The sequence below is a fragment of the Rudaea cellulosilytica DSM 22992 genome, assembly GCF_000378125.1.
In the GTDB taxonomy this organism is placed as follows: domain Bacteria; phylum Pseudomonadota; class Gammaproteobacteria; order Xanthomonadales; family Rhodanobacteraceae; genus Rudaea; species Rudaea cellulosilytica.
In genome coordinates this window covers 1,888,695-1,904,753 of sequence record NZ_KB899241.1, presented here as the reverse complement: position 1 = coordinate 1,904,753, position 16,059 = coordinate 1,888,695, and the positions used below count along the sequence as shown (strand labels likewise).

The following is a 16,059-nucleotide window of genomic DNA, read 5'->3' as shown; positions in this document are numbered from 1 at the left end:
ACTATCGGTGCTGGCGCCAGTATTCGGCGAAGAGGACGGCTGCGCTCGCCGACACATTGAGGCTTTCGACCGCGCCAGTGCCGGGAATCGTCAGGCGCAGGTCGGCGTCCGCAATCAACCGCGCAGACATGCCTTCGCCTTCCGCGCCGAGGATCAATGCGAGCCGTGCCGGCAGCTTGTTCTTGTACAAGTCCCAGCCGTCACGCGGCACGGTCGCGGCTACCCCGAAACCCGCATCGTGCAGCGATTCGAAGACGTCCTCGCCCGCGGCCGCCTGCGCGAGCGGCAGCGCTTCGGCACCGCCCTCGGCGACGCGCAGCGCCGCGCCCGAAAGCGCGGGCGCACCCGCCGGCAGGATCGCTCCACGCGCGCCGAAATTGGCCGCGCTGCGCAACAGGGCGCCGACGTTGTGCGGATTGCCGACGCCGTCCAGCCAGATCAGCAGCGCAGGCTGCTCTCGCGGAATCTCATGCAGCAGCTCGCGCAGCGACAGCAGCGGCGTCCTGCGCACCTCGAAGCAGACGCCCTCGTGGTGCTGGCTTTCCGTCAGTCGATCCAGGTCGTCGTTTTCAACCACGCGATAGCCGATGCGCTGCTTTACGCACCAGGCCAGCACGGGCTTGAACTCAGCGATACGCGCTTCGGTGAGATAGATTTTGCGTACGTCGTTCGGCCGTTTCGCGAACAGGGCGAGGCAGGCGTTGCGGCCGTAGACGCGGACTTCCTCGCCGCGGCGCTGCGCCGCGGGCCGTTTGGCGGATTCGGGCGTCGTGCGCTCGGCCTGCGGCGGCGCGGCGCGTGGCGCAGGCGCAGCCGGCTTGACCCTGGCGTTGCGCCAGGGGTCGTTCGAATGGAAATCTTTACGTTGCATGTGCTTATGCTAACCGCATTAGCATCGATGGTGCCGATATGCTGAAGATCGAAGTGGTCGAAGCCGATATCACGACGCTGCGCGTGGACGCGATCGTCAACGCGGCGAACGAGGCACTGTCGGGCGGAGGCGGCGTCGACGGCGCGATCCACCGCGCCGCCGGTCCGCGCCTGTCGGCCGCATGCAAGGCCATCCAGCTGGTGCGTCCATACGTGCGCTGCCCGACTGGCGAGGCGCGCATCACGCCCGGCTTCGACCTGCCCGCGCGCCACATCATCCACACCGTGGGGCCGATCTGGCACGGCGGCAAGGAAGGCGAAGCGGAAAAGCTGGCGAAGTGCTACCGCGAATCGTTGCGCCTGGCGTTCGAGCACGGCGCCCGCAGCGTCGCGTTCCCGGCGATCAGCTGCGGCGTATTCGGCTATCCGTTCGAGCAGGCGGCGCGCATCGCGATACGCGAGGTGCGCGCCTGGGGCGGAATTTCGCCGCAGCGCATCGTGTTCTGCTGCTTCGGCGGCGACGCCGTGCGTGCCTACCGCGACGAGCTCGGAGCATGACTTCAGCCGCGCGGCTTCGGAGTATGATGAGGAAAAGCTTCTGGAGTCCCGCCATGATCCGCGCAATTGCCATGGCACTGCTGCTGCAGATCTCCGTTGTCGCCGCCGCCGGCCCGCAGCCGGAATTCGGCGGCCAGTGCGCCGAGGGTCTCGCAGCCGGTCGCCACGTGATGACCGACTGCAGCCTCACCTGGACCGATAAGGACGGCAAGGTCTACTGCTTCCACGACGCCGCGTCGAAGACTGCGTTCCTCAAGGATCCCCAGCAGAATCTCGAACGCGCGCGCGCGTTCATCGCGGCGAGCATGGTGCAGTCGACCGAAGAGGCGATGCAGAATTTCGACAGCAACGATGCGGAAACGGTGGTCAAGGCGCACGTCGCGGCGCAGACCAAGGCCAACGGCGGCGTCTTCGCGCTGACCGATCCGCTCGACGGCTCGGCACTCAAGCTCGCCTTCGACGGCATCGATTTCACGCGCACGATCGACGGCTACGGCTTCTTCCCCGACGTCAAGTTCCACGACAGCAAGGACGCGCAGAAGAACTACCTCGTCGACTTCTGGGTGGCGCCGGCGAACGGCCAGCTGCAGATCGTCGAGACCCGCATCTATCAGGCGCCGAAGCAGCAGGACGGCAAATGGACGGCAGTCACGCGCCAGCCGATTCCGTGGTGGTGGATACCGGCGTCCGAGCATCCCGGCCACATGGCGCAGAAGCGCAGTTGGGAAGTGATGTCAGTGGTCGAGCAGAATGCGCTCGCTCAGGCCGCGAAGAATGGCGGCGTATTCAAACTCAAGGACGACAAGACCGGCAAGGACCTTAACCTGGAATTCGTCGACACGCATCAACCGATTCGCCAGCTCGACGATGGGCACTTTTTCGCCTGTACCGATTTCCGCACCGCCGGCAGCAAGGGCGAAATCTACGACATCGATTTCTGGCTCAGCGAAAAGGACGGCAAGATGAGCGTGGACCAGGTGCGCGTGCACAAGGTGCCCGAACTCAAAGGCGGACAGTGGATCCAGGTGCCGCGCTACAGTTGGAAGGATCTGGGCGAATCCAAGGTTGTTCCCTGAGCGCCGACAAGGTGCCGGCCTTCCCTTTGCGGGAACGTCGGCACGTATGCCACCCCCGCCATTTTCGTTTCCCGCACGGCGTTGAGCGGCCGCATGGCCGCTCAAACGACGCGACTAAGTCAGCAGGACGTATGCGTCCCGACTAAGCGGCCTTGGCCTTCGTCCACTGGCCCAGCGCGGCCAGACCGTTTTCTCGCGCGCGCGACACGACGATCTTCTGTGCCTCGGCGAAGTTCTTGACCAGGTCCTTCGACCAGTATTTCAGCGCGGCCGACTGCATCGCGCGACCGTAGCTGAAGGACAGCGGCCACGGGTGCGGGCCCATCTGGTTCATCGCGTTGAGGTGCGCGGTCGACTGCTCGTCGGTCTGGCCGCCCGAGAGGAAGACGATGCCCGGCAGCGAGGCCGGCACGGTCGCCTTGAGGCAGCGCACGGTCGCTTCGGCGACTTCGTCGACGGAAGCCTGGTCCGGACAATCCTTGCCTGGGATCACCATGCTCGCTTTCAGGATCGTGCCTTCGAGCATGACGTTCTGCTCGTACAGCGCGCCGAACAGCGAACGCAGCGTCGCTTCGGTCACCTCGTAGCAGATGTCGATGTCATGGTTGCCGTCCATCAGCACTTCGGGCTCGACCATCGGCACAATGCCCGCTTCCTGACACAGCGCCGCGTAGCGCGCGAGCGCGTGGCAGTTCGCCTCGATGCAGGTGCCGCTCGGCGCGTCGTCGGCGATGTTGATCACCGCGCGCCACTTGGCGAACTTGGCGCCAAGCTTGGCGTATTCGGCGAGGCGCTCGCGCAGGCCGTCGAGGCCTTCGGTGACGACTTCGCCGGGGAAACCGGCCAGCGGATGCGGGCCCTTGTCGACCTTGATGCCCGGCAGGATGCCATTGTCGAGCATGACCTTGGTGAACGGCACGCCGGCCTTGGTCGACTGGCGGATCGTTTCGTCGTAGAGGATCGCGCCGGAGATGTAGTCGCCGAGCTTCGGCGCGGTCAGCAGCATTTCACGATAGGCGCGGCGATTGTCTTCGGTGTTCTCGATCTTGACCGAGTCGAAGCGCTTCTTGATCGTGCTCGTCGACTCGTCGATGGCGATGATCCCTTTGCCCGGCGCTACCATCGCCTGGGCGATGCTTTCCAGTTCTTCGATGCTCATGGATGACTCCGTAACGTTTGAATTCGTGCGCGTGCGCGCTGCCGCGATTCGCAAATCGCGGGGGTCAGCATTATAGGCCGATTCGGATTCCGCTGCTGCGAGCTGAACGCCGACGCGACGCCGGTGCATGAACTTTTCGTTAGGCGGCCGGAAGCTTGAAGTCTTCTAGCTTGCACGCATCGAGGATGCGTTGGCGCTCCGTTACCGCGCTCGGCCCCTTGTTCACGTCGGGCGCGTTGAACGGCATGACCACATAGGTGTAGACCGGATCCTTGCCGATGTTCTTCTGCGCAGCGGTGTACTGCAGGCCCTTGACGATGTCCACCGCGACCGCGCCGAGGTCGCCCTCGGGCACGATTTTCTCGAGCTTGACCTGGCTCGTGGTGCCGCCGCGTTCGATGCGGTAGGACACCGCCACGCAGGTCGGCGTCGTCAGGCCCTTGCCGTACGAAGGTACCTTGGGATCGCCCGTGCCCGACACGAGCCACCAGTTCGAAAGTTCCGCAGGCTGCACCAGATGCGCACGCTCGAGTGCGAATGCGCTGCCGCTGGCGGCGAGCAGGGTCAAGGCGAGAACCCGAAACACCGGTTTCATATCGATCTCCTGTGGCACGCGCCGAAACGACGCTGTGGAACTTGGATCATACGCAAGCCGAAGTCGTTCGCGAAATCCGGCGTCGTGTTTCCATCGTGTTCATCCATGCACAACAGAGCACCTCGAAAACCGTCACGAGCGAAGAGCCGATCTCAACTAGAATCGGGCGCGTCGCCGCAGCGACGGAACCGGAGTGTACTGTCGAGTACATGAGGATTACATGCCGCTCCTGCGGCATGCCCTGCGGGCCAGCTTCGCTGTTCGCTTCGGCCTCCTGCCTCCGCAGTCCGAGCACCGCCGGCGCGCAAATTGTCGAGCGCAGTAGGTTTTTCGAGGTGCCCAATGGCACATTGTCGGCGCACGTGCGCATGGCAGAATGCCAGCTCTTTCCGCGGAGAAAACTCATGCGTGCGATCGCGCTCGGTGCCTTGCTCATCGTCAACCTGACTGCTGCCGCCGATGCGCCACCGCCCGATCCGCAGCCGATTCAATCAAACACGTTCGCTCCGCTCGACGTGTTCAAGCTCGAATGGGCCGACCATCCGCAGCTCTCGCCCGACGGCAAGCGCGTCGTCTACGAGCGCATGCGATTCGACATCATGAAGGACCGCAAGCGCTCGCAGCTCTGGCTCGTCGACAGCGAAGGCCGCGGCCAGCGCGCGCTGCTCTCCGACAGCGCCGACCAGCGCGGCGCGGAATGGTCGCCCGACGGCAAGCGCATCGCCTGGATCGGCGCAAGCGAGGGCAAGACACAGATCCACGTGCTCTGGCTCGACTCGGGCGCGAGTTCGGCGATCACGCATCTGACCGAAGGCCCGGGCAACCTTGCGTGGTCGCCGGACGGCCGCTGGATCGCGTTCACCCAGCGCGTGCCCGCGCAGGACACGCCGCTGGCAAAACTGCCGCCCGCGCCGAAGGGCGCCGAATGGGCCGAGCCGGCCAAACTGATCGACCGCCTCACCTATCGCATCGATGGCGGCGGCTACGTCGATCCGGGCTATGCGCACGTCTTCGTCGTCTCTGCCGACGGCGGTGCCGCACGCGAGGTGACGACGGGCAAGCACGACTTCGCCGGTCCGATCGCCTGGGCGCGCGACGGCAAGAGCGTCTACGTCTCGGCCAATCTCAACGACGACTGGGAACACCAGCCGCTGGAAAGCGAGTTGTATCGCGTCGACGTCGACAGCGGCGCACTAACCAAGCTCACCGATCGCCGCGGCCCCGATCGCAATCCGGTGATCTCGCCGGACGGCCGCACGCTCGCCTACGTCGGCTTCGACGACAAGGGGCATCCATACCAGGCCGTGCACCTGTACGCGCTCGATCTCGCCAGCGGCAAGTCACATGCAGTGACTGCCGATACCGACGTCAGCGTCGACGAGCCCGTCTGGGACGGCAATGGCGCGCTGTACTTCAACTACGACGAACGCGGCGTGACCAAGATCGGCCATGTCGGCCTCGGCGGCGGCAAGGTCGAAACGGTCGCCGACGATCTTGGCGGCACGCAGATCGGCCGGCCGTACACGGGCGGCTCGATGTCGGGCGCGGGCGGACGCGTCGCCTACACGCGCGATGCGCTCACGCACACGGCCGATGTCGGCATCGTCGCGCGCGGCAGCAACCCGAAATCGCTGACCGACCTGTCCGCGAACCTGCTCGACCACAAGGCCCTCGGCAAGGTCGAAGAGATCAACGTGAAATCCTCGGCCGATGGACGCAGCGTGCAGGCCTGGGTCGTCTATCCGCCACGCTTCGATCCGGCGAAGTCGTATCCGCTGATGCTCGAAATCCACGGCGGCCCGTTCGCCGCCTACGGCCCGCATTTCGCGCCGGAAACGCAGCTCTACGCCGCGCAGGGCTACGTCGTCGTCTATGCCAACCCGCGCGGCAGCACGAGCTACGGCAGCGAGTTCGCCAACCTGATCGAGAACGCCTACCCGAGCCAGGATTACGACGACCTCATGAGTGTCGTCGACGCGGTGATCGCGCGCGGCAGCATCGATACGAGCAACCTGTTCGTCACCGGCGGCAGCGGCGGCGGCGTATTGACCGCATGGATCGTCGGCCACACCGACCGCTTCCGCGCGGCCGTCGTCGCCAAGCCCGTGATCAACTGGTACAGCTTCGTGCTGACCAGCGACTTCTACCAGTTGTTCACCAAGTACTGGTTCCCCGGCGTGCCGTGGGAAAACGCCGAACACTACATGAAGCGCTCACCGATCGCCTACGTCGGCAAGGTGAAGACACCGACGATGATGATTACCGGCGACGCTGACCATCGCACCCCGTCGGGCGAGGCCGAGCAGTTCTACCAGGCGCTCAAGCTGCGCGGCGTCGACACCGCGATGTTGCGCATTCCCGGCGCCTCGCACGAGATCAACACGCGGCCGTCGAACATGCTCGACCAGGTGCTGTACACGATCGGCTGGTTCGAGAAGCACCGCGCGGGCGCGGAGAAGAAGTAGTCACCGCGTCCTACACTAAGCCGGAGCGCGATGATTCGCGCTCCGGTACTTCGTATCACAGATCGCCGAGGCCTTCGGCAACTCCGCCGGGGCCGACGCGCAGCAGCTTCATCGTATTGGTGCCGCCGTGCTGACCGGTGTGATCGCCCGTGGTCAGGATCACGCGGTCGCCTTCGCTGAGGTGATTCAAGTTGAACAGCGTCTGCACCGCAGCCTTGGCCGCATGCGCGGGGTCGACGCCGTGCGCGTCGAACGCGATCGGGGTGACGTCGCGGTAGATCATCATGCGCCGGCGCGCGCCGATGCGGCGCGACAACGCATAGATCGGCACGCGCGAGCGATAACGCGACAGCCACTGCGCGGTGCCGCCCGATTCGGTCAGCGCGATGATCGCGCGCACGCCGATGTGGCGGGCGGTATACATCGTCGCCAGCGCGATCGCCTGATCGACACGTTCGAGGCGTACCGCAGGCGGCGTGAACTCCTCGCCTACCTCGAAACCGTTCTCGGCGCCCAGGCAGACGCGCGCCATCGCCGCGACCGCCTTGTCCGGATGCTTGCCGGCCGCGGTTTCCTGCGACAGCATCACCGCATCGGTACCGTCGAGCACGGCGTTGGCGACGTCGAGCACCTCGGCACGCGTCGGGATCGGCGACTCGACCATCGACTGCATCATCTGCGTCGCCGTGATCACGGCCTTGCTGCGCGCGAGCGTTTCGCGAATGATCTTCTTCTGGATGCCGGGCAGCTCCGCGTCGCCGATCTCGACGCCGAGATCGCCGCGCGCGACCATGACCACGTCGGAGGCATCGATGATGCCCGCGAGCACGACAGTTTCGATCGCCTCGCTGCGTTCGATCTTCGCCACCATCGCCGCGCTGCCGCCGGCCGCGCGCATGAGCTTGCGCGACTCCTCGATATCGGCGGCCGACTTGACGAACGAGATCGCGAGAAAGTCCGCGTTGATCTGCGCGGCGGTCTTGATGTCGTCCTTGTCCTTCTCCGCGAGCGCGGCGAGCGAGAGACCGCCACCCTGGCGATTGATGCCCTTGCGGTCAGACAGCGCGCCGCCGGCGACCACGGTCGTGTGGATGCTCGTGCCTTCGATCTTGTCGACCTTGAGCGAAATGAGACCGTCGTCGAGCAGCAGCATGTCGCCGGCTTTCACGTCGTTGCGCAGGCCGAGGTAGCTCACGCCGATGCGCGTCGCATCACCCGGCGGCGCCTCGGTACGGCAGTCGAGTTCGAACGGATCACCGGACTTGAGGATCACCGGCCCGGCAAGGAATTTCTCGATGCGGATCTTCGGCCCCTGCAGGTCGGCGAGCACGGCGACCTCGCGGCCGAGCTCGGCGGCCATCTCGCGCACTTCCTTGGCGCGGCGCGCGTGATCCTCGGGTTTGCCATGCGACATGTTCAGGCGCACCACGTCGACGCCCTCGGCAAGGATCTTCTTCAACATCCCCGGCGCGTCAGTGGCCGGCCCCAGCGTGGCGATGATCTTGGTGCGGCGGACTTGCGTTTCCATCTCTCCCTCTCGTCTCTGCGTGGCTTTGGTATCGATGTCGCTACGCTAGCACAACGTTGCGCAAATCGTTGCGCCGCGGGCGGCCGGCGCAATCGATTCGCCATCGGCCACACAAAAACCAGGGCCGACGGCATCGACCACGCTACAATTGGTCCATGTCCCTGATCCAACTCCAACGCGTCGATTACGGCGTCGGCGGCCCGCTGCTGCTCGAAAAGGTCGATCTCGCGATCGATGCCGGCGAGCGCGTCTGCATCGTCGGCCGCAACGGCGAAGGCAAGTCCACGCTGCTGCGCCTGATCGCGGGCGAGATTCGACCCGACGACGGCGAGGTGCGCGTGCAAGGCGGCGTGCGCGTGGCCAAGCTCGCCCAAGAAGTGCCGCAGGACGTGGCCGGCAGCGTGTTCGACGTGGTCGCCGCGGGCCTCGGCGACCTAGGCGCGTTGCTCGCGCGCTATCACCATTTGATTGCCGAACATTCCGGTGATCTGGACGCGCTCGGCGCAGTGCAGGCAAAAATCGAAGCGCAGCACGGCTGGGATCTCGACCGGCGCGTGTCGCAGGTGCTCGCGCGGCTGGAACTGCCTGAGGACGTGGACTTCGCCGCGCTGTCCGGCGGGATGAAACGCCGCGTGCTGCTCGCCCAGGCGCTCGTGAGTGCGCCCGACGTGCTTCTGCTCGACGAGCCGACCAACCACCTCGACATCGAAGCGATCGCCTGGCTCGAAGAATTTCTGCGCAACGCCGAATTCAGCCTGATCTTCGTCACCCACGACCGCAGTTTTCTGCGTGCGCTGGCGACACGCATCGTCGAGATCGATCGCGGCCAGGTCACTTCGTGGCCCGGTGACTACGCCAACTACCTGCGCCGGCGCGAGGAACGCCTGCACGCCGAGGCGCAGGCCAGCGCGTTGTTCGACAAGAAGCTCGCGCAGGAGGAAGTCTGGATCCGCCAGGGCATCAAGGCGCGGCGCACGCGCAACGAGGGTCGCGTGCGCGCGCTCAAGGCGCTGCGCCGCGAGCGCGCAGAGCGGCGCGAGCTCGGCGGCAACGCGAAGATGACGCTGGCGACGACGCAGGCCTCGGGCAAGAAGGTGATCGAGGCGCGTGAGGTCGACTACGCCTGGAACGACAAGATCATCCTGCGCGATTTCTCGACGACAATCCTGCGCGGCGACCGCATCGGCATCGTCGGTCCGAACGGCTCGGGCAAAAGTACACTTTTGAAATTGTTGCTTGGCGAGTTGAAGCCGCAGCGCGGCGAAATCGAACCCGGCACGAACCTGCAGATCGCCTACTTCGACCAGCACCGCAGTGCCCTGCGCGAGGACTGGAACGCGCTCGACAACGTCGCCGAAGGCACCGAATATGTCGAACTCAACGGCAGCCGCAAGCATGTGCTCGGCTACCTGCAGGATTTCCTGTTCTCGCCCGAACGCGCGCGCGCGCCGATCACGCGGCTGTCCGGCGGTGAGCGCAACCGCCTGCTGCTCGCCAAGCTGTTCGCGCAGCCGTCGAATTTGCTGGTGATGGACGAGCCGACCAACGATCTCGATGTGGAGACATTGGAATTGCTCGAAGAAATGCTCGCGTCGTATCAGGGCACGCTGCTGCTCGTTTCGCACGATCGCGAATTCATCGACAACGTGGTGACGTCGACGTTGGTCCTCGAAGGTGAGGGGCGCGTCGGCGAATACATCGGCGGCTTCAGCGACTGGCTGCGGCAGCGCCCTGCGGCGACCGCGCGCAACGAGCGCCGCGAATCCGCGCCGACGACAGCATCCGCTGCGGCAACGCCCGCACCTGCCTTCGACAGCGAAGGCGCCGTTTCATCGGCGAAGCGCAAACTGAGCTACAAGGACGCTCGCGAACTCGAGCAACTGCCCGCTCGCATCGAGACACTCGAAAACGACATCGCCGCGCGCACCGCGGCGATGAACGATCCGACGTTCTTCAAGCAGGACAGCGCGGCCGTCCTCGCCGCGAACAGCGAACTTGCGAAACTGCAGGCGGAACTCGATCACGCCTACGCACGCTGGCAGGCGCTCGAAAGCTGAGCGCGACTCGGCTACGCTTCGCGCGACAACGCGAAGACCGCCGGGGAGCCTCATGCTTCGTTTCATCGCCTTTCTCGCGCTGATCGCGTCGAGCCTCGCATCGCTCGATGCTTCGGCGCAAACCGCACGCCCGAAAACCTGCCTCGTGCTCGGCGGCGGCGGCGCACGCGGCGCGGCGCATATCGGCGTGCTCAAGGTGCTCGAGCGCGAGCGCGTGCCGGTCGACTGCATCACCGGCACCTCGATGGGCGCGATCGTCGGCGGCCTCTACGCCGCCGGCTACACGGCGGACGAAATCGAGGCGGTGCTGAAAAGCATCGACTGGAAGGACATGTTCAACGACGACCCGCCGCGCGAGGAATTGCCGATGCGGCGCAAGGAGGACGAACTGCGCTTCCTCGGCGGCATCGAGCTCGGCCTGCGCGACGGTCGGATCGCGCTGCCGCGCGGCGCGATCCAGGGGCAGAAACTGCAGCTGCTGCTGCGCCGCCTGCTGCTGTCGACGCTGCGCACCGAGGACTTCGACGATCTGCCGATTCCATTCCGCTCGATCGCGACCGACATCGGCCGCGGCGAGAAGGTCGTGTTCGCCAAGGGCGATCTGGCCATGGCGATCCGCGCGAGCATGTCCGTGCCGGCGGCATTCGCGCCGATCCGCTATCAAGGCCACCTGCTCGTCGACGGCGGCATCGTCGACAACGTGCCGATCGACGAAGCGCGCAAGCTCGGTGGCGTCCACTTAATCGTGGTCAACGTCGGCCAGCCGCTCGCCTCCGAGGATGAGCTGACTTCGCCGTTCTCGATCGCCAACCAGATGCTGACCGCGATGATGCAGCGCCAGACCGAGGCGCAACTGCGCACGCTCGGCGCCAACGACGTGCTGCTCGTACCACAGCTCGGCGACATCACCAGCGCCTCATTCGACCGTGCCACACAGGCCATGGCATCCGGCGCCAAGGCCGCGGCGGACAACCTCGGCGCGTTGCGCACGCTGGCCGTGAGTGAGGCCGACTACGCGCAATTCAGCGCGCGCCATCGCCAGCGGCCGTTCGATGCGCCGCTGATCGCATTTCTCGAAGTGCTCAGCGGACGCAGCCGCACCGCGGACTACGTCAAGCAACGCCTCTCCGATCTCGTCGACAAGCCTTTCGACACGGAGCAGATCGAAAAGCGCATCGGTCTCGCCTACGGCGAAGGCAGCTACGAGCGCATCACCTACGACCTCGTCGATCGCGTCGGCCGCACCGGCCTCGTCGTGCAGCCGGTCGACAAGGGTTGGGGACCGAACTACCTGCGCCTGGGCCTGCGCCTGGCCGACAATTTCGCCGGCCGCAGCAGCTATCAACTGTTCGCCGAAGCCAACTTCACCGGCCTCAACTCGCTCGGTGGCGAAAGCCGCAACCGCATCCAGCTCGGCCAGGTCACCGAGCTGTACAGCGAGTTCCTGCAACCCTGGGGAAACCTGGGGCAGTACTACATCGCGCCGCGCCTGCAATACAAGGCCTACAATTTCCCGGTCGACGATGACGGCCGCGAGGTTGCTGAATACCGTCGCCGCCGCGGTCTCGGCGCGCTGGAACTCGGCTATACGCCCGATGCCAACTGGCAACTGTCGTCGGCGCTCGAATACGGCCGCGACGCAGCGAATCTGCGCATCGGCACGCCGGGCAGTCCCGCAGAGGGCGGCCTGGCGAAGAACGTCGCCACCGACTTCGGCGGCGTCGTGCTGCGCGCCGTTTACGACGATCTCGACAATGGCGCGTTTCCCACGCGCGGCATGCGCCTGGATGTCTCCGAAGAACTGCTGTTGACCCAGCTCGGCTCCAGCGACGCCGCGCGCATCACGCGCCTGCGCTGGGATTGGGCGTTGTCGCACGGCGCGAACCATTGGTTGCTCGGCGCCAGCATCGACACCGCCGGCGGCAGCGGCGCGAACGTGCAGATCGCTGCGCTGAGCCAGATCGGCGGCCTGGCCAACCTCTCCGGCTACACCGAAAACCAGTTGTTCGCCTCGAACACTGCTTTGCTGCGCGCGATCTACTATCGGCGCCTGACCAATGCCGATGCGCTGTTCAGCGTCCCGCTCTACCTCGGTGCCAGCCTCGAAGCCGGCGGCCTGTGGAACCAGCGCCGCGACATAGGCCGCAATCTCATCGGCGCCGGCAGCGTCTTCGTCGGCATCGACACGTTTCTCGGTCCGATCTTTCTCGGCTATGGCTACGCGCAAGGCGGACACAACGCGGCGTACCTGACGTTCGGGTCGCTGCTGCGCACGAACGAGTAGGTGCGCGACTTTCGCGCTACTTCCTTCTTGCCGGTCATTTCAATGGAGGCCGGATCCGGTTCCTCGCTCTTGATTTTGCTCGGACCGCATCCCTTCGCCATTCCGCGCCTGTCCAGCCGGGGTGATTTTCGAAAGCACGAGCTTCCACTCGCCTTTCAGTCGAGCGGCTTACTTTCTTTGCTTGTGCAAAGAAAGTAAGCAAAGAAACACACCCCAGATGCCGCGCCGCCTGCGGCGGTGCGCGAGGGCAGGCCGGGGTTCGTTGATTGAACATCCCTGTTCAAGCAACGAACTCGCGCGCGTCGTGCGCGCGACTCTGCGAGCATTTCCGACCTGCCCTCGCCGCGGCAAACGGGGACCCGAGAATCAAAAGACGGATCAAGTGCCAAGGCCAGGCGCGCAGGATGCGCGCTGCTCTGGTCTTCCGGGTCCCCGTTACATTGCGGCGGCAGCGGTCGATCAGGCCCGCAGGGTGCGCGCGTGGACCGCGCGCATTCCGCTATTGCACACGGACGTGCAATTAGCGGAACCCGGCCGCTGGCGCAAACCCTTTGGGCAGGAGCCCAAAGGGCGCAATGTTCCGGGGCGTGTTTCTTTTGGTGACTTTTCTTTGCACGAGCAAAGAAAAGTCACCCACTCGCCCGAAGGGCGAGTGGAAGCTCTTGCTTCGGAGTTCCAAAGATCAAAAACAAAGTCGCTGGACTACACCCAGCAATCTCGCCACGCCAAATGCAAAACGCCCGATCCGCGTCAGCCTGTGTTCTGCATCCCCGCCGAAATGCCGTTGACCGTCGCCACGAGCGCCGCGAACAGCGCCTCGTCCTCGCGATTCGCGGCGCGCCAGCGCGTGACGAGATCGACCTGCATCAGGCTCATCGGATCGATGTAGGGATTGCGCAGGCGAATCGACAGCGCCAGGCGCGGGTCTTCGGCGAGCACGCGGTCAGTGCCCTTGAGGCGCAGGATCCAAGCCTCGGCACGCGCAAACTCGGCCTCGATCCGGGCGAAGAATTTTTCGTGCAGCGGGCCGGCCAGGCGCGAGAACGCGGCCGCGATGGCCAGGTCGGATTTCGCCATCACCATTTCGACGTCGTCGAGCATCGTGCGGAAGAACGGCCAGCGTTGCGCCATTTCACGCAGCACGTCCTCACCGACTTCGGCCGCGGTTTTTTCCAGCGCGGTGCCGACGCCATACCAGCCGGTCAGGCCGCAGCGATTCTGCGTCCATGCGAACACCCACGGGATCGCGCGCAGGTTGTCGATCGAGCCCGAGCCGCGCCGCGACGGGCGCGAACCGAGCGTCATGCGCTCGATCACGTCGATCGGCGTGGCCTCGCGGAAGTAGTCCATGAAGCCCTCGGCGCGAACGAGCGCGCGATAGGCTTCGGCGCCGTGGCGTGCGGCGATGTCGACCGCATTGCGCCACACTGCTTCGCGCGGCTCGGGCGGACGCGGGCGTACCGATGCTTCGAGCACGGCGCCGACGGTCTGTTCGAGGTTGCGCAGTGCAAGCGCGCGGATGCCGAACTTGCGATGGATCACCTCGCCCTGCTCGGTGACGCGCAGGCGGCCGGCGATCGAACCGCGCGGCGAGGCGATCACCGCGCGCGTGGTCTTGCCGCCGCCGCGACTGACCGAACCGCCGCGACCATGGAAGAACGCGATCTGCACGCCGGCGCCCTGGGCGATCTTGAGCAGTTCCACCTGCGCGTCCTGCAACGCCCAGCGCGAGGCGACGATGCCACCGTCCTTGCTCGAGTCGGAGTAGCCGAGCATCACCGTCTGGCGATCGTCGCGCGCCGCGAGATGCGCGCGATAGACCGGATCGGCGAACAGCGCGGACAGCGTCGCCGGCGCATGCTTCAAATCGTCGACCGTCTCGAACAGCGGCGCGATGTCGAGCGGAACGTTGCCGTTTTCGTCGACGAACTGGGCTCGCCGGGCGAGCGCGAGCACGGCAAGTACATCGGCCGCGCTGCGCGCCATGCTGATGATGTAGAGGCCGATCGCGCCTGCGCCGTAGGCGTCGCGCGCGTAGGCGAGCTGATCGAACACCGCATCGAGCATCGCGCCCTTGTCGTCCGCGGGCTCAGGCAATTCGGCATCACCGCGCGCATAGGCTTCAAGCGTCGCAGCCTGCTCGGCTGCATCGCGTGTTTCCCATTGCTCGTCGACCAGCGCAACGCCAAGTGCTGCCGCGTGCACGCGCGAATCCTGGCGCACGTCGAGCCGCGCCAGATGGAAGCCGAACGTGCGCACGCGCCAGAGCAGGCGCCGCACCGAAAACCAGCCGGCGTTGCGGCCCTTGTTCGTGCGCAGGCTGTCGGCGATGAGCTGGATGTCGGCGAGCAGCTCCGCGGCCGAGCCGTAGGCAGCCTCCTTTTCGTCCGCCGTCGCCTGCACGCGTGCGCGCATGAACGCGAGCAGGACGCGGTACGGCATGTCGGCATAGCGCGGATTGATCGTGTTCGCGATCGCCGGAAGCTGCGCGCGATAGTCCTCGATGCGCGCGAACACGGCGCCATCGAACTGGGTGTGGCCGATCGTCTGGCTCAGTTCACGCGCGAGTTCGACGATTTCGGCATCGTAGCGGCGCAGCGCCAGCTCGCGCTGCGCACGCAGCGTCGCCGCAATCGTGTCGGCGTTGACGTTCGGGTTGCCGTCCATGTCGCCGCCGACCCACGAGCCGAAGCGCAGCATCGTCGGCAGCGGCAGCGTCTCGCCATAGACCTCGTTGAGCGCCGACTCGAATACCTCGTAGAACACCGGCACGACGCGATAGATCGGCCCGCCGAGATAGAAACCGACGTGGTTGAACTCGTCCTGCACGCGCGGGCGCGTGCGCGCGCTGTCGGCGGTCTGCCAGCCCGCGGTGAGCGCCATGCGCAGACGCGCGAGATCGACTTCGCGCTCATGCGGCGTGCGCTGCGCGTCGAGATCGGCAATCAGACAGCGGAAGATCACCGATTCTTTTTCCAGCAACGTGCGGCGCACGGCCTCGGTCGGATGCGCGGTGAACACCGGCTCGATGTCGAGCTTGGTCAGCCATGCGGCAATTTCCTCCATGCCCACGCCGGCCGCCTTCAGCCGTTGCAGCACGTCTTTCAGACTGTCCGGCTGCGGCGTCGCCGCCGCGCGCTCGTAGTCGCGGCGGCGGCGGATGCGGTGCACGCGCTCGGCGATGTTGACCACCTGGAAATAGGTCGCGAACGCGCGCGTCAGCTGCTCGGCGAGCTGCGGAGCGAGTCCCGACACTTCCGCCGCGAGCGCCGCCGGCGGCTCGCCGGCGCTGCGCAGGCGGATCGCCGTGGTGCGGATCGCCTCGACCTTGGCGAAGAAAGCATGCCCGAGCTGCTCGGCGAGCATGTCGCCGACCATTGCGCCGAGCCGGCGCACGTCCTCGCGCAGGGGCCCATCGGCCGGAAGGAAATCGATTTCGCGTCGCTTGTTCACGGCCACCAATGAGT

Annotated in this window: 10 protein-coding genes; 5 read left to right on the top strand and 5 right to left on the bottom strand. The window is 65.8% G+C overall.

Annotation, left to right across the window (positions count from 1 at the left end):
• Position 1: 1 nt before the first annotated feature.
• Complete coding sequence (locus F455_RS0108430) at positions 2–871, bottom strand: TrmH family RNA methyltransferase (protein ID WP_018972848.1); 870 nt, start codon at positions 869–871, stop codon at positions 2–4.
• A 41-nt stretch (positions 872–912) separates the two neighbouring features.
• Between F455_RS0108430 and F455_RS0108425 the strand changes: the two genes are divergently transcribed.
• Positions 913–1,428 carry an O-acetyl-ADP-ribose deacetylase gene (locus F455_RS0108425; RefSeq protein WP_033409590.1) on the top strand — a complete coding sequence of 172 codons (516 nt, stop codon included), beginning with the start codon at positions 913–915 and terminating at the stop codon, positions 1,426–1,428.
• Positions 1,429–1,481: 53 nt separating this feature from the next.
• Positions 1,482–2,504: a hypothetical protein gene (locus tag F455_RS20240; protein ID WP_157578543.1), complete on the top strand. Its 1,023-nt coding sequence runs from the start codon at positions 1,482–1,484 to the stop codon at positions 2,502–2,504.
• A gap of 142 nt (positions 2,505–2,646) precedes the next feature.
• On the opposite strand, the gene F455_RS0108415 is transcribed toward F455_RS20240, so the two are convergent.
• Complete coding sequence (locus F455_RS0108415) at positions 2,647–3,663, bottom strand: class I fructose-bisphosphate aldolase (RefSeq protein WP_018972845.1); 1,017 nt, start codon at positions 3,661–3,663, stop codon at positions 2,647–2,649.
• A gap of 139 nt (positions 3,664–3,802) precedes the next feature.
• A complete protein-coding gene (locus F455_RS0108410; RefSeq protein ID WP_018972844.1) occupies positions 3,803–4,258 on the bottom strand; it encodes a hypothetical protein in 456 nt (151 codons plus the stop codon).
• A 404-nt stretch (positions 4,259–4,662) separates the two neighbouring features.
• Here F455_RS0108410 and F455_RS0108400 point away from each other — a divergent pair, with 404 nt between their 5' ends.
• Positions 4,663–6,723, top strand: coding sequence for a S9 family peptidase (locus F455_RS0108400; protein ID WP_018972842.1), 2,061 nt, complete (start codon positions 4,663–4,665; stop codon positions 6,721–6,723).
• A 55-nt stretch (positions 6,724–6,778) separates the two neighbouring features.
• Here F455_RS0108400 and pyk read toward each other — a convergent pair whose 3' ends face one another.
• Positions 6,779–8,251 carry a pyruvate kinase gene (gene pyk, locus F455_RS0108395; RefSeq protein WP_018972841.1) on the bottom strand — a complete coding sequence of 491 codons (1,473 nt, stop codon included), beginning with the start codon at positions 8,249–8,251 and terminating at the stop codon, positions 6,779–6,781.
• Positions 8,252–8,406: 155 nt separating this feature from the next.
• Between pyk and F455_RS0108390 the strand changes: the two genes are divergently transcribed.
• Entirely contained in the window at positions 8,407–10,308 is a 1,902-nt protein-coding gene (locus F455_RS0108390) for an ATP-binding cassette domain-containing protein (protein WP_018972840.1), read from the top strand.
• 52 nt (positions 10,309–10,360) lie between these two features.
• Complete coding sequence (locus tag F455_RS20235; RefSeq protein WP_018972839.1) at positions 10,361–12,592, top strand: patatin-like phospholipase family protein; 2,232 nt, start codon at positions 10,361–10,363, stop codon at positions 12,590–12,592.
• A 750-nt stretch (positions 12,593–13,342) separates the two neighbouring features.
• Here the strand turns inward: F455_RS20235 and ppc are convergent.
• Positions 13,343–16,045, bottom strand: coding sequence for a phosphoenolpyruvate carboxylase (ppc, locus tag F455_RS0108380; RefSeq protein ID WP_026293198.1), 2,703 nt, complete (start codon positions 16,043–16,045; stop codon positions 13,343–13,345).
• Positions 16,046–16,059 lie beyond the last annotated feature (14 nt).